We start from the raw sequence: 203 nt of genomic DNA, 5'->3' as shown, positions 1-203 counted from the left end.
GCCGTAAAAGTCCCGGTATTTACACCAACTATTGCCAAGTTTTCGATTGCCATTGTAAGTCCCGCGTTATGGTCACTTGAGCAAACAAATTTGTACCGTGTTACGACAAAAGTAATTAATAACGGCAAAACAGTCGATGAGTCTTCGTTGAATACAGGATTTCGCACCATTCGTTTTGATGCGCAGGAAGGTTTTTTCTTAAA

Annotated in this window: 1 protein-coding gene; it reads left to right on the top strand. The window is 40.4% G+C overall.

Annotated elements, in window-relative coordinates; genetic code table 11:
- The coding region (locus GT354_RS26435) for a hypothetical protein (RefSeq protein ID WP_161358875.1) at nucleotides 1-203 on the top strand (203 nt) is incomplete at both ends.

Source organism: Streptomyces sp. SID3343, from assembly GCF_009865215.1.
In the GTDB taxonomy this organism is placed as follows: domain Bacteria; phylum Actinomycetota; class Actinomycetes; order Streptomycetales; family Streptomycetaceae; genus Embleya.
The sequence above is the reverse complement of the archived record's forward strand: the minus strand, read 5'-3'. Positions and strand labels throughout refer to the sequence as shown.